The sequence below is a fragment of the Nocardia flavorosea genome, from assembly GCF_015477805.1.
Taxonomy (GTDB): Bacteria; Actinomycetota; Actinomycetes; order Mycobacteriales; family Mycobacteriaceae; genus Nocardia; species Nocardia flavorosea_A.
The window spans coordinates 493,059-505,934 of the sequence record NZ_JADLQL010000002.1; the positions used below are offsets into that span (position 1 = coordinate 493,059).

Genomic DNA, 12,876 nt, shown 5'->3' on the forward strand with positions numbered 1-12,876 from the left:
GTGCCTATCCTGCCAAGCCGCGCCACCCGGCCTGCGCTGTGGGTGCGGATACCGTCTCGCTCGGGCATGCTTGACCTATGAAGCCGATCCAGTTGCTGCTCAATATCCTCTGGCTGATCCTCTGCGGTTTCTGGATGGCGGTCGGCTACTTCGTCGCCGCCCTGATCTGCTTCGTCCTCATCATCACGATCCCGTTCGGGGTCGCGGCAATGCGCAACGCCCTCTACATGTTGTGGCCGTTCGGCCGCACCACCGTCGAGAAGCCGGGCGCCGGCGCGGGTGCCCTGCTCGGCAACATCATCTGGTTCGTGGTCGCCGGCTGGTGGCTGGCCCTGGGCCACCTCGGCACCAGCATCGCACTCGCCGTCACCATCGTCGGAATCCCGTTCGCCTGGGCGAACCTCAAACTCATCCCGCTGGCGCTGTTCCCGCTCGGCCGGGAAATAGTCGACAGCGACCAGCCCTTCGCGACGAGCTACGGCACCGCCCGCTGACCGTGTTCCTCGGCGGCGGCCCCGTGCGCGGGCGTATCCGGGATCACTCCGAATCGGCGACTATCTGGTTGAGGATCGCCACGGCCTGTTCGAGTACGGCGAGCTGATCGGGTTCCAGATCGGCGAGCTGATCGCTCATCCACGCCTCCCGGGCACTGCGCTCCTCGGCGAGAAGGGCGTGCCCGGCCCGGGACAGCGAGACGATGATCTGCCGGCCGTCGGTCGGATGCGGGTCGCGGTCCACCAGGCCCAGATCGGTGAGCGAGGCGATCACCCGCGTCATCGACGGGGGCTGGACTCGTTCCTTGGCCGCGAGCGAACCGGGCGTCATGGCGCCCTCGCCGGCGAGCGTGGCCAGAACCGAGAGCTGGGTCAGCGATATCTGCGATTCCGCACGCCGTCCCCGCAGATGCCGCGTCAATCGCACCACTGCCAGCGAGAGGTCGCTGGCCAGCGCCCGCACATCCGAGTCCGTATTCACAGAGTGAACCATACGTGACACGCGTCGGATCGGCGCGCGTACAGCGGTTACGCTGATCGGATGAATGCGCAGCTCCCGCAGTTTCCGCCGTGGCTGACCGACCCCCGGCCGGTACTCGCGCTGGGGTCTGCGTTGTTCGCGATCGCCACCGTGGTCGTGTGGCTCGGCGGGGATCGCTGGGAGACGGCGCGGCCGGTATGCCTGATGGGTCTGGCCGTCGGCTTGCTCGGTTACACGATCTTCGTCGTACAGCGCCGCGGCGCGCGCCGCGGCGACAAGGGCGCGCAGACGGGATTGTGATCACCGGCCGCGCATAGACCGAGGCAGCGGGGCCGCACGGCTGTCGGCGCGGCAGGGCCCCGCGGGCCGCGACGGGAATTGACTGTTGGGACCCGGGCGGCCAAACTCGCTCGTGTGTCCTCCCGATTGAGCGTCGAAGAACGACGGGCCCACCTTATCGAGGCCGCGATCGGCCTTGCCGAGAAAAAGGGGGTCGCGGGTGTCACCACCCGTGATGTCGCCCAAGCGGCGGGCGTCTCGCTAGGTGTGGTGCATTACTGCTTCGAGAACAAGGACGCGCTGATGACCGAACTGGTCAAGGCGCTGTCGATGGAGCTGCGCGATTCAGTGGACACAGGCGAATCCTTCTGGCAGCAGGCCGGTACCGGTAACACGGCACTGCGCGATCTGCTGCGCGCCGGGCTGGAACTCATGTGGCTGAATATCGAGGCCACCCCGGTACGGCAGTTGCTCACCTACGAGACCACCACCTACGCGCTCCGGGAGGGCGAGCAGACGCCGGCCAAACTGGCGATCGCGCGGGAGCAGTACGACTTCAACGATTCCACGGTCGCCGATATTCTCGACCACGCCCGCGACGCCACCGGCAGCACCTGGAAGGTGCCGGTGGCGCAGCTGTCCCGGTTCACGCTGAGCATGATCGACGGTATCGTCCTGCGTTGGCTGGTCGACGACGACAGCGAAAACGTGCGGACCCAGCTCGATCTACTGGCCGGCGCGCTGGCGCAACACGCCGACTAGCAATACCGGGTCAGTGCGGCGGACCCGGCCGCAGCACATGCACCGTATCGCCGTCCTGCCACCACGGAACTCGCACCGTACGCGTTACCGCGCCCGAAAGCCGGACCCGCAGGTCGTCGTGCACCCGGAGCAGACCCGGTTGCGGCGGTAACGTGAACAACCGGCGCAGGATCACGCCGAGCGGCTCTGTTTCCCAGTCGGTTCCGTGGCCGCGGTCGAGTACTTCGGCATCCACCTGCTCCGAAACCGAGGGCAGATCCAGCAGCACCGCCAGCTCCCCGGCCGTATCGGGATCGGCCACCACCAGCCGGTCCGGCGGAACCGCCAGACCGAACCACGGCTTGTCGAGCACGAGCGCGTCCCCGGCGTCGATCACCGCGCCCGATAATGCCCGCACCCGATCGGGCGGATCCAAGGCGGTGATATCGAGCCGGTGAACCGCCGCGCCGAGCCGGGCGTGCACCCGCGCGACCACTTCCGGAGTCGGTGCCTTCGCCGGATCCGCCAATGCTTCGAGCAGTGTTGCGGCGAGCGTGAGATCGAGCGAGGCCGGGTCGGCCAGGCAGCCACCGAGCGCGTCGAGGTCCGGCCCGGACAGTCCGGTGATGGGCAGTTCCGGCAGCAGTCCGGCGAATTCGGTATCGGCCGGGTGCCGGTAGCCGCCCAGCGGGATTCCGTCGATCCGGGCATAGCGGCGCAACCACCATGCGGTGTATCCGCCGGCGTCACCGAGCAGTGGCCGGGTCCGCTCGTCGGACAGCAACCGCCACAGCGCTTCCGGCCAGGCCGCATCGTCGACCAGGTCCAGATCGCGGACCGCGACCAGCTCCGGCGGGTCCGCGGAAAGCCCGGCCCACCAGGTTTCCTCATCGTCGAGATGATGGTCGGGGCCGGTGGGATCGGTTTCGGTGACGATCCCGAATTCCCAGCCGACTCCGATCGTCCGCAGCGCGTCGGCGCCGTATTCGTCGACAATTTCGGTGGCTACGACCCCGAACGGCGAATCGGGTACCAGTAGTTCGATCAACGGGGCATCAGGAAGCAGCAGCTCGTCGGCCGGCCTGGTACTGCCCTCGCTGTCCGGTAGTTCGAGCAATCCCAACCAGGGCGGCAGGGCCGTCGGATCGGCCACCGCCGCCAGCCGCAAAACCGACTCCACCGTGTCCGGATCGTCGGGGTGCTCGGTCAAGACTGCCTGCAGCGCGGGATCCGACAGCAGATCTGCCACTGTCGCTCGCTGTGCGCCGAGCCGGCCCAGCAGCGGATGCACCGCCGCGGGATGCACCAGACGCGCCCAATGCACGGGTACCGGCTCCACGAGCGCGCCCAGTTCGTCGTCCAGTAGTACAGTGCGCGGGCCGGTGACCGTTCGGCCGTCGGCCAGCGGTACCGCCAGCGCGCCGAGTTCCTCGACCGTCAACTGGTCGGTGACGAACGGCTCCAGCGCGGTGTACAGGGCGAACCACCACGACGGCGACCGATCCAGGCCCGCGGACAGTTCCGCTACATGCGCCGCTCCGATCCGGTGTACCCCGACCGCCGCCAACACGTCCGCGTAGCGCGCACCGGACAGGTCCGGGATCAACAGTGGATCGAGCACACCACCGAGCAGCTCGGCCAATTCGGCGGTGAGATCGGGGAAAACACTGGTCCTAGTGGGTATTGCCACCCGCTCGCCGGAGCCGTCGGCCGCATCGGACTCCGCCGCGAGCACCGGAAGCCAAGCGCTGCCACGCAACTCCTCGAGGATCGCCTCCCGCAACAGCCCGTCGGTCTCGCTGCGGGCGAAACCCGGTGCCGGAATCAGCACCGGACGCGATACGGGCGGTAGCGCGCGGGCGAAATCGGTGTAGCCGGACGCCAGTTCACGCAGCCGGGAGCCGGGCAGCAGCCGGCGGCGGTCGGGTTGCATGGGGATATCGGCGATCAGCAGTGCCGGCAGGGTCAGTTCCTCGTCCGAGCGGGTGGGTGCGCGCAGCACATCGGGTCGCGCGGCGACGGGCCGGCCGTCGCGTACCGGTACCAGCCAGCGCGCCCGCGCCGTCCGGTACTCCCACCAGGTCGTTTCGGTCCCGGCCGCGTCGATCCGTACCTCGCGCAGATCTGTCCCGGCCATATCCCGGACCGTGGACCGGACCGGGAAATCCTCGATCCGGATCTCGTTCAGGGCGGGCAGTTCCAACAGCAGTTCCATCGCCTCGGCGCGCATGGATTCCAGCAGGGCCGCCGGATCGATATCCGGTCGCAGCCGCAGCACGATTTCACTGTCCGCGCCGGCGCACGGTGGTTCGGCGTGCGGCCAGGCCAGCCGGAGCACCGGTGGCACGAACCCGCCCTCCGCCGCCGGCACGGTCACCCCCGCGGCCGTGAGTTCGGCGCGGGTATCCGCCCGGGAGAACCGCAGCGATCCGCTGATAGACCGGAACTCGATCTCCTCGCTCACCGTGAGCACGGCGGTGAAACCGACCCCGAACCGCCCGACTTCGCCGCTATCTCCGGTTTTCCCGGAGGAACGCAGTGCGGTCAGGGCATGTACGCCCGCCACGTCCAGCGGGGCACCGGTATTGGCAATCGAGAGGGTCCGATCACTGCACCGCACGATGACCCGGCCCGGTACCCCCGCCGCGGCAGCGGCATCCGCGGCGTTCTGCGCCAGCTCGGTGAGCAGCCGGTCGCGGTAACCGGCACGCACCAGATCCGCTTCGACCGCCGCGTCCTCCCGCAAACGGGTCGGGGAATCCCGCCAGGCCGCCAGTACTCCGGCGCGCAATCGCGCGGTGCCGAAGGGATCGGCGGCATCGTGCTCCGCGGACGAATGTGCCGGTCCGCTCGTATCACCCACCGCACCGGTCTCGCTCACCGCCACAGCGTACGTCGCCGCGACCACAGGCCGAACACGCCTCGGTCCCCGCCGCCCCCCGCATAACCCGCACCCGCGCGGATCGAACGCGCCAGCGTTGCGTGCCAGGTGTGTTCATGCTCTACAGAATCGCCGACAGGTCGATGAGCCGACAGCGTCGGGTGCCCCGTGCAGTCGGCTGACGATGCCGACGGGTTCGCGTCATGAATACAGGCACAGCGCATCGGCTGGGCGGTTGTCATTTGCGTGCTTCCTGGTGAATGCACCACATGTCGAACCAGCGTCCGCCCGCACAGTGCGTAGTCCGGTTGGTGCGTGCAGAACGGGGGCGGTATCCGGGTCGCGCCCGATCCGTCGAGCACTCCGATGCAGGCCGCGTGCGCGGCGGCAGCGCCTTCTCGTGTCCACCGGTCACTGCCGAGTCGGCTGGGCCTGCACCGCCGTAGCCGAGATGGGAAGCGCTCGTCTTGTGTCGTCGAAACGCCGGCGGCGGCCTCCGACTGTGGCCGGCCTGCACTTTCGCGGTGTTACCGGGTTCGAACCAGCGATCGGCTTCCTTCGGGCACGTTTCGCAGCCGAGTATCCGGAGGCATTCGAATCAGGATTCCGATGTCTACTCGCTGGATTCGGTGTTCGGGACTGTCGATGGTTGCGTGGCGGCTTCTTCCGATTCCGCAGCGGCGGCGGCAGTGGACGCCGAAGCTGTGCCGGTTTCCGAAACCGCGGTGTCGGTCGAGTTGTCCGGCTGCTCCGGTGCGTGGCCGACCGGATCCGCCGGTCGGGTGTCCGGTTCAACGGCGGCCCGCGCCTCGGCAACGGGGGCGGATCCGGCCTCCGCCGGCTTCGGCGATTCGGCCGGGAAGACCTCTACGGCGGCATCGTCGTAGGCCTCGTACAGCGGCGACCCGGCACCGGCCGGCAGCGGCGTATCCGAGTGGGCTCCACAGCCGTAACCCATGTGCACGACGTGACCGTCGGCGCCCATGGCGTTGGCGCAGACACCGAAAGCGGCGCGTAGCGCCCCGGCGAGCGGCAGGTAGAAACCGCAGCTCTCGCACGATGCCGGTGCGGCCTTCGCCATATCGCTGTCGGGGCCGTATTCCTCGTACCAGCGTTGCGCGGCGTCCACGCGGCCCTCCAGGCTGAGAACCTGTTTACGCCCCAGCCCGACCTGGTAGGCCACCTCGTCGATCTCCGGATCACCGGTCGCGGTGTAGCCGGGCACCAGCCGCGGATCGTCCGCCGGTGGTGCGAGCAGATCACCCGGGGCGAGATCGCCGGGTCGGACCCGCTGATCCCAGGGCACGAACTCCGGCGCGATCAACGCGTCGGGGCCGGGCAGCAGCGCGGATTCGCTCACCGTCACCCGGTCGGTGTCCGGGGCGGCGGCGACCACCACCGCCCATTGCCAGCCGTGGTAGCCGGGCAGCGTCGCCTCGAAGCAGTGCGTGGCGGCACATTCGTCTTCGGCGCGGACGCCGACATGCGCTCCGACCCCGGAGGGTTCCAGCTCCAGGAGCGCACTACGAGCCAGGTCGACGGCCCCGGCCAGGATCGACCGTACCTCGGTGTCCGATACAGATACTGCGCTCACGGTCTACATTTTGCCGTATGAAGCACACTCGGCGTACCTGGGTCGTCACCGCACTGGTCTGCCTGCTCGTGCCGGGCGCCTGCGCAAACGCCGACGACGGCGCCGAACGCCGTGCTGTGGAGGTGCTCGCCACCCATCCACACGATCCGGGGGCCTTCACCCAGGGCCTGGAAATCGACGGTGCGGTGCGGTACGAGGGCACCGGCATGGTCGGACAGTCCGATGTGCGCAGTATCGATCGGGACAGCGGTGCGGAGCTGGCCCGTGTCGAGTTACCGCCACCGTTCTTCGGGGAGGGCATAACGCTCGCCGGCGACATCCTGTGGCAGCTCACCTGGCAGGAAGGGGTCGCCTTCGCCCGCGACCCACAGACCCTGGCCGAAAAACGGCGGGTGCCGTATCAGGGGGAGGGCTGGGGTCTGTGTCACCAGGAGGGGCGGCTGGTGATGAGCGACGGGTCGGCGGCCCTCACCTTTCGCGATCCGGTGACCTTCGCCGTCACCGGATCGGTCGCACTGACCAGTCGTACCGATACCCGCCTGAACGAACTGGAATGCGCCGAGGACGGTTCGGTCTACGCCAACGCCTGGCCCACCGATCAGATCCTGCGGATCGATCCGGACACCGGGCGTGTCCTGTCGGTGATCGATGCGGCCGGGCTGCTGCCGGCGGAGCAGCGCGCGGGCACCGACGTTCTCAACGGCATCGCGCAGATACCCGGTACCGATCGATTCCTGATCACCGGAAAGTACTGGCCGACCGTTTTCGAGGTCCGGTTCGTACCGGCCTGATACCGCCCGGCACGGAAGAGATAGAGCTCACGTTCGGCCCGCCTCGAGCAGGGCGGGGTTTCGCCGCGGTCGCCGTGGGCCAGAATTGAGGAGTGCCCACTTCCCGCGAACCCTCCGGTTCCGATCGCGGTCGGTGGCCCGCCGGCGAGTCTGCGCCACCCCAGCGGCACCCAGGTTTCGACCGCTACCCCCCGCCGAACGTGCCACACCGCAATCGCGAACCGGACCCCGGCAACACCCGTCCGACCCCGCCGCCGACCCGGCCGCTTCCGTTCGACGATTCCGATCCCGCCTGTGATCGCGACGTATCGCATGAGGCGGGCCCGGTCCCCCCGGTGTCCGGCGGACCTTCCGCGCCGGGGCGAGTAAGCCGTTTCGCCCGCGTGTTCGGCGCGCTGGGCGGGTCGCGGGGTTCGGTGCAACGGCCCAGCGGGCACGAGACTGCTGCGTCCGGGAGGGACGAACGGACCGGGTCCGCGCAGGAGAACGCCGCAGCGCAGCGAGACAGCCACCGTGATTCCGCCGGCCCACGCCGGGCACCGCGTGACGGCGGCCCCGGTTACCCCGCTCGGGATCGGCCCGGTGCCGGCGCATCCGAGCGAGAGGCGCGCCGATACGCCGATACGCCGGGCGCGTGGGCCGGGGATTCAACGGACCGCGCCGGTTATCGACGGCACTCCGGATCCGGCGCGGAGGCCGGCCGGATCGAGCGCCCCGGCGCCACGCCGTCCGCGCCGAGCAGATTCGGCACCGGAGGCGAGCCCGGCCCGTTCGATGCGCTGGATCGTGATCGCCGGGCGCCGGGCGACTACCGCACCACTCGTCCGGCCGATCCCGGGTACCGCCCCGGAGAAAAGATCCGCCCGGACGAATCCCGCCGGTCCGCTGCCGAATCCGGCGGCCCGCCCGGTACCGCGGGGCCGGCGGGCCCCCGCAGCGCAGCCGGGCCCGACCGCCCGTCCCGTGACGCGGGCCGGGCCGCTTTCGGCGCGAACCGGGCCGAGCCGGCCGGCCGGGACGAATACCGGCCGGGCGGCGCCCGCGATTCCGGCTCTCGCGCACCTCGCAGCGGAGGCTCGGCCGAACCCCCGGCCGAACCCCGTTACCGGTCCGCGAGCGAACCGCACGAGCCCGGCCCCGGCGATCCGGAGGAGCGTTTCGCGGCCACAAAGGAATACCGCAGCGCGGATCTCGACCCCGAATACGACGCCGACGACCGGCGACTCCCCCGGAAACTCACCGTCACCCGGGTGGCCGCGATGCGCGGCCGGGAACTCACCGAGAAAGGCATCGCCACCTTCCGACGGGCCGCCGAAGCCGACGGCGCGGACAAATCGGGGCTCACCGCCCTCACCTACGCCACCATGGCCAATTTCGCGCTGGACGCGGCGATCGCGGTGGCGCTGGCGAATACGCTGTTCTTCGCCAGCGCCACCGCGGAGAGCAAGTCGAAGGTCGCGCTGTATCTGCTGATCACCATCGCGCCGTTCGCGATCATCGCGCCGCTCATCGGACCGGCGCTGGACCGGTTGCAGACCGGCCGCCGATTGGCGCTGGCGGCGTCCTTCGCTGCCCGCGCGGTTGTGGCGGTGGTGCTGGTCTTCAGTTTCGACAGCTGGGTGCTGTATCCGCTGGCGCTGTGCATGATGGTGCTCAGCAAATCGTTCGCCGTGTTGAAGAGCGCGGTGACGCCGCGGGTCCTGCCACCCGATATAGATCTGGTCCGCACCAATTCCCGGCTGACCGTATTCGGTCTGGTCGGCGGCACTCTCGGGGCGGGCGGGATAGCCGGGGTCACCGCCGCGCTCACCGGTTCGACCGGAGCCTTGCTCCTGGCCACCGGTATCGCGGTGGGCGGCGCCTATCTGAGCTGGAAGATCCCCCGCTGGGTGGAGATCACCGAGGGCGAGGTCCCCGCGACCCTGAGCTACCGCGGCGACGATCCCCAGACCGAAGTGCTGGCACCCGGCCGCGAATCCGCCGTACCACCCCGCAAACGCCGGCAACCGCTGGGGCGCGCGGTGGTCACCGGGTTATGGGGCAACGGCAGTATCCGGATACTCACCGGGTTCCTGACCTTCTATGTCGCCTTCGTGGCCAAGGCCACCGAACACCGGCCGGTACAGCAGGCGGCGATGCTCGGTCTGGTCGGCGCGGCGGCGGCAGTCGGCAACTTCGCCGGTAACGCCACGGGTGCCCGGCTGCGACTGGGGCGGCCCTCGCTGATCGTGGTGAACTGCACCCTCGCCTGCACGGCCGTCGTGGCGGTGGCGCTGATTCTGGACAACCTCTTCGGGGCGGCGCTGGCCGCGCTGGTCGCGGCGGGCGCCAGCGCGCTGGCCAAGGTCTCGCTCGACGCCTCCATCCAGGACGATCTGCCGCCGGAATCGGTTGCGTCCGGGTTCGGGCGTTCCGAAACCGTGCTGCAGTTGAGCTGGGTGATCGGCGGTGCCGGCGGGGTCCTGCTGCCGACCGACTACTGGAAGGGTTTCGCTGTGGTCGGTGCCGTTCTCGTCGCGGGCCTGGTCCAGACTGTGCTGAGTTCACGCGGGCACAGCCTGCTGCCCGGTTTCGGCGGCCGGCGCCCGCTGCACGCCGAACAAGAAATACCGCACCACGACCCCCCACGAGGAGACTCCGCCCGGTGAGTACGAACAGATTCCGAACGACTCTCGCGCTGGCCCTGGCCGGGATCCTGGTGCTGGCGGCCGGGACCGCCGGCGTGGTCTGGCTGCTGGCGCGCGATGCCGAGCCGCACAAACCGGAACTCACGGCGTATGCGCACGGCGAAGCCGTCACCGTGCCGCCGTTCTACTTCTGCACGGTGCGGATGGAGAACTGCGAACAGGGCGACACCGTGTTCTTGGAGGTCCCGGCGGGTAGCCCGCTGCAGATCTCGCTGCCGTCGGAGGTCGTGGGCACGCCGTGGGAGTTGCTACCGCTGTATGCCGACGAGAACGGCGCAGTGGTCGAGAAGCCCAGCAGCTACCGCGATCATCCGGACGATATCCGGGCGCTGACCATCGACTCGAATCCCGAACCGGGGCTCGAGCTGATCGGTGTCGAGTTGCAGGTGATGATCATCGCGATCGACGAGACCGGCCGGGAGTTCTCGATTCCGCACGCGATCTGGTCGATCAAAACCGCCTGATATACGAACGGGCCGGCCCGATCGTCTCGGGCCGGCCCGTAACCGGTACCTGTTGTGCGCCGATCAGCGATCGAGTTCCCGCGCGACCGCGCGCACCACCTCGGAGATCCGCTGTGCCGTCTTGCGGTCCGGGTAGCGGCCCTTGCGCAGATCCGGCTGCACCTTGGCCTCCAGGAGCGTGATCATGTCCTCGACCATGCCGTGCAGTTCGTCCGGGCTGTGCTTGCGGGCCACGGGCTCCTTGCGGGCGTTGCGTTCCTGGTTCTGCCGGACCGACGGGGGCGCTTCGACCAGTTTCAGGCTCAGCGCCTGCGGACCGCGGCGTCCGGCGGCCATCCCGAACTCCACCCGTTGACCGGGCTTCAGCGTTTCCACGCCCTGGGGCAGCGCGGACGAGCGGACGTAGACGTCCTCACCCTCGTCCTGGGAAAGGAAGCCGAAGCCCTTTTCCACGTCGTACCACTTCACCTTGCCGGTCGGCACTGCGCTCACCCGTTCGTCTGTTCGGCGTCCGGCCCGCGGGCCCGGCGCACACGTCTCCTGAAACCCGCTGGTGGGCGGGCCCCCTGCTTTCTCTAGAAAGCTCTGCCTGCACTCGAAAAACGCGCCCGGCAAGCATGCAGGACGCGAGATCGTCCCCGAGTCTACCCCGGTGGGCAGGACACCAGCACATCAGTTTTACCGTCGACAGGTGACCAACCCCGCTGATCCCCGGCCGTCCACCCCACCGTCCGGGCGTGCGCCCGGCGACTGGCTCCTGCGGCTGGCGCTGGCCCTGTTCGCCCTCGGACTGCTCGCGATCGTGGGGATCTTCCTCACCCCGATCGTCACCGACGGTAAGCCCGGATTGTGGTTGTACCTGGGCGCCATACTGCTGACCCCGCTGGGCTTCGTGCTGGCGCTGGTGTTCGCGCTGCGCTCCGGCCGACGAGCCAAGTGACTCCTGTTCGGTACCCGGGCGACTCGCGGCCCGAAACCAATGTGTGATGATAATCACATCACGGAATAATAACGCCTATTGCGGGGAGTTGGCGTTGCTCGGCGCGAGCCCACTAGCTGCACAGAGTCCGCGAGAGCCAGTTGTGACCACTCCGCAACCCCGCCGCACACGCCGGTTACCAAAAAGTGATTTTTCGCCGGATCCGTCGTACCGTCTACCCCAGCCGGGCACACCGGCCCACCGGCCCGCCGCACCGAACCTCGCCCCGCGGGTACCGGACCCCAAGGAAACGACAGGGGCGAGGGCGGGACGGGCACCCTCTCAGCCTGGACCCGAGCGAATCCCTCGCAGGTGCGTACGAGAGGAAGACGAACCCGAATGAGTGGACGCCATCGCAAGCCCACCAATACCGGTCGCACTGTCGCCAAGGTTGCCGTCACCGGCGCCATGATGAGCGGTGCGGGTGCAGCCCTCGCCGGTAACGCCAGCGCGGCACCCGACTCCGACTGGGATCGACTCGCGCAGTGCGAAGCCGGTGGCAACTGGGCCATCAACACCGGCAACGGCTACCACGGCGGACTGCAGTTCTCGCAGAGCACCTGGCAGGCACACGGCGGCGGAGATTACGCGCCGACCGCCAACCAGGCCAGCCGCGAGCAGCAGATCGCCGTCGCCGAAAAGGTCCTCGCCTCCCAAGGCTGGGGCGCCTGGCCTTCCTGCTCCTCCTCGCTGGGCCTGAGCAGCGGCTCGACCCCGCGTGAGGTCCCCTCCGACACTCCGGCCGTGCAGACGCAGAACCAGAGCACGCCGGCCGCTCCCGCTGCCCCGCAGCAGACACAGAACCAGGCCCAGACGCAGACCCAAGAGGTCTACACCGCGGTGGACCGCGCCCTCGCCGCCGTCCAGGCGCAGGGTGTCCAGGTTCCGCAGCCCGCACTGGATCTGTTCGAGGCGGTCAAGGCCGGTACCCCGCAGCTGGATCCCGCGCTGCTGGGCTTCTACGAGACCAACAAGGGCCTGCTGCCGAACTGAGCGGCACCACCCCTACTACGAAAGAACCCCGTATCCGAATCTTCGGATACGGGGTTCTTTCGTCCGCCCGCTCAGCGGTTGATCACCGTATGCGGGTGCACGTACGGCAGCTGCTCGGCAGCCACCGGGAACTCGGTGTCCTCGCCGAACGGCGAGAGGTTACCGGCGCGAGTCGACGACAGTTCGGTAACGGCGTGCTCACCGTCGGCCACTTCGGGCCAGCCGTTGTCGACGTAGGGTTTCTTCGATTTGTTCACCACGTACTCATTCTGGCATGAGCCCCTCAGGCGACCTCGCAGGACAACCGCTGCCGGCCGGCCGGGCGGATCGATACGTTCTCGCCGCGAGACCCGGGCGCGGCGCGACGCAGCCACCGTGGAATGGCCGACGGCAGAGGTCTCCTACGCGCACGGCCGACGCGGCGGTATACGCGCAGTTCGAGCGCACCCCCGGTCCGCCGGGCCCACGGCCCCGCACCGGTTCCGTAACCAG

13 protein-coding genes are annotated in these 12,876 nt (G+C 69.1%); 8 read left to right on the forward strand and 5 right to left on the reverse strand.

Going from position 1 to position 12,876, the window contains the following annotated elements:
- The first annotated feature begins 77 nt into the window (after positions 1 to 77).
- Positions 78 to 494, forward strand: a complete 417-nt coding sequence (locus tag IU448_RS11115; RefSeq protein ID WP_195055496.1) for a YccF domain-containing protein — start codon at positions 78 to 80, stop codon at positions 492 to 494.
- Between the two features lie 43 nt (positions 495 to 537).
- Here IU448_RS11115 and IU448_RS11120 read toward each other — a convergent pair whose 3' ends face one another.
- A complete protein-coding gene (locus tag IU448_RS11120; protein ID WP_416382983.1) occupies positions 538 to 975 on the reverse strand; it encodes a MarR family winged helix-turn-helix transcriptional regulator in 438 nt (145 codons plus the stop codon).
- Positions 976 to 1,035: 60 nt separating this feature from the next.
- Between IU448_RS11120 and IU448_RS11125 the strand changes: the two genes are divergently transcribed.
- Positions 1,036 to 1,275 (forward strand): DUF2530 domain-containing protein, encoded by a 240-nt coding sequence (locus tag IU448_RS11125; RefSeq protein ID WP_195055498.1) that lies wholly within the window; start codon positions 1,036 to 1,038, stop codon positions 1,273 to 1,275.
- Positions 1,276 to 1,389: 114 nt separating this feature from the next.
- Positions 1,390 to 2,016, forward strand: coding sequence for a TetR/AcrR family transcriptional regulator (locus tag IU448_RS11130; RefSeq protein ID WP_195055499.1), 627 nt, complete (start codon positions 1,390 to 1,392; stop codon positions 2,014 to 2,016).
- Positions 2,017 to 2,026: 10 nt separating this feature from the next.
- On the opposite strand, the gene IU448_RS11135 is transcribed toward IU448_RS11130, so the two are convergent.
- Both IU448_RS11135 and IU448_RS11140 read right to left on the reverse strand, forming a co-directional pair.
- Positions 2,027 to 4,786 carry a sacsin N-terminal ATP-binding-like domain-containing protein gene (locus IU448_RS11135; protein ID WP_195056222.1) on the reverse strand — a complete coding sequence of 920 codons (2,760 nt, stop codon included), beginning with the start codon at positions 4,784 to 4,786 and terminating at the stop codon, positions 2,027 to 2,029.
- A 703-nt stretch (positions 4,787 to 5,489) separates the two neighbouring features.
- Positions 5,490 to 6,470, reverse strand: a complete 981-nt coding sequence (locus tag IU448_RS11140; protein ID WP_195055500.1) for a DUF3027 domain-containing protein — start codon at positions 6,468 to 6,470, stop codon at positions 5,490 to 5,492.
- Positions 6,471 to 6,487: 17 nt separating this feature from the next.
- Here IU448_RS11140 and IU448_RS11145 point away from each other — a divergent pair, with 17 nt between their 5' ends.
- The 3 genes from IU448_RS11145 to IU448_RS11155 all read left to right on the forward strand — a co-directional run bounded on the left by IU448_RS11145 (position 6,488) and on the right by IU448_RS11155 (position 10,412).
- Positions 6,488 to 7,261: a glutaminyl-peptide cyclotransferase gene (locus IU448_RS11145; protein ID WP_195055501.1), complete on the forward strand. Its 774-nt coding sequence runs from the start codon at positions 6,488 to 6,490 to the stop codon at positions 7,259 to 7,261.
- Positions 7,262 to 7,965: 704 nt separating this feature from the next.
- A complete protein-coding gene (locus IU448_RS11150) occupies positions 7,966 to 9,909 on the forward strand; it encodes an MFS transporter (protein ID WP_416383003.1) in 1,944 nt (647 codons plus the stop codon).
- Positions 9,906 to 10,412: a DUF2771 domain-containing protein gene (locus IU448_RS11155; protein WP_195055502.1), complete on the forward strand. Its 507-nt coding sequence runs from the start codon at positions 9,906 to 9,908 to the stop codon at positions 10,410 to 10,412. The genes IU448_RS11150 and IU448_RS11155 overlap by 4 nt, the downstream gene beginning before the upstream one ends.
- Positions 10,413 to 10,475: 63 nt before the next feature.
- On the opposite strand, the gene IU448_RS11160 is transcribed toward IU448_RS11155, so the two are convergent.
- Complete coding sequence (locus tag IU448_RS11160; RefSeq protein WP_039822144.1) at positions 10,476 to 10,895, reverse strand: cold-shock protein; 420 nt, start codon at positions 10,893 to 10,895, stop codon at positions 10,476 to 10,478.
- A gap of 208 nt (positions 10,896 to 11,103) precedes the next feature.
- Between IU448_RS11160 and IU448_RS11165 the strand changes: the two genes are divergently transcribed.
- Together IU448_RS11165 and IU448_RS11170 are read left to right on the forward strand one after the other, a co-directional pair.
- The gene (locus IU448_RS11165; RefSeq protein WP_280456529.1) at positions 11,104 to 11,352 is read left to right on the forward strand and encodes a hypothetical protein; all 249 of its coding nucleotides are present in this window, start codon (positions 11,104 to 11,106) and stop codon (positions 11,350 to 11,352) included.
- A 378-nt stretch (positions 11,353 to 11,730) separates the two neighbouring features.
- Positions 11,731 to 12,384 carry a transglycosylase family protein gene (locus IU448_RS11170; RefSeq protein ID WP_195055503.1) on the forward strand — a complete coding sequence of 218 codons (654 nt, stop codon included), beginning with the start codon at positions 11,731 to 11,733 and terminating at the stop codon, positions 12,382 to 12,384.
- A gap of 71 nt (positions 12,385 to 12,455) precedes the next feature.
- On the opposite strand, the gene IU448_RS11175 is transcribed toward IU448_RS11170, so the two are convergent.
- A complete protein-coding gene (locus IU448_RS11175) occupies positions 12,456 to 12,644 on the reverse strand; it encodes a hypothetical protein (RefSeq protein ID WP_195055504.1) in 189 nt (62 codons plus the stop codon).
- Positions 12,645 to 12,876 lie beyond the last annotated feature (232 nt).

What these genes read in the sequence shown, in the direction of transcription:
- IU448_RS11115 (WP_195055496.1), top strand. Translation starts at nt 78, where the DNA reads ATGAAGCCGATCCAGTTGCTGCTCAATATCCTCTGGCTGATCCTCTGC.
- IU448_RS11125 (WP_195055498.1), top strand. Translation starts at nt 1,036, where the DNA reads ATGAATGCGCAGCTCCCGCAGTTTCCGCCGTGGCTGACCGACCCCCGG.
- IU448_RS11145 (WP_195055501.1), top strand. Translation starts at nt 6,488, where the DNA reads ATGAAGCACACTCGGCGTACCTGGGTCGTCACCGCACTGGTCTGCCTG.
- IU448_RS11170 (WP_195055503.1), top strand. Translation starts at nt 11,731, where the DNA reads ATGAGTGGACGCCATCGCAAGCCCACCAATACCGGTCGCACTGTCGCC.